Annotated in this window: 1 protein-coding gene; it reads left to right on the top strand. The window is 58.0% G+C overall.

Features of this window, described 5'->3' with window-relative positions:
* Positions 1-35: 35 nt before the first annotated feature.
* Positions 36-283, top strand: a 248-nt coding sequence (locus AC1RP1_RS08285) for a hypothetical protein (protein ID WP_481762767.1), incomplete at its 3' end; no start/stop codon positions are given.

Genomic DNA, 283 nt, shown 5'->3' with positions numbered 1-283 from the left:
CTGCTACTCCCGCGTCGTGCGAAGCAGGAGGCAGTATGAGCAAGGAACTGATTGAGGACTTCCAAAACCTTACGTCCCTACGAAGCAGGTGGATGGAGCTGCGTAGTAAGGCAGAGATGCTCCTGAGCGAGGCCGCCGATCTGGATTTCCGCATCCGGCGTGCGAGTGCGGTGCGTGCAGTCGTGAACGGCGTACCGCTCTCGATCCCGGAAGACGAAATTGCTGAGGACGGTCAAGACACGCAGACCGTTGGCAATCTAGACGAGGACACACGAAACACCTA

The sequence above is a fragment of the Dellaglioa sp. CoH-56-MRSF-13 genome (assembly GCF_056782095.1).
Note: the sequence above shows the minus strand (reverse complement) of the source record. Positions and strands in the feature narration are given on the sequence as shown.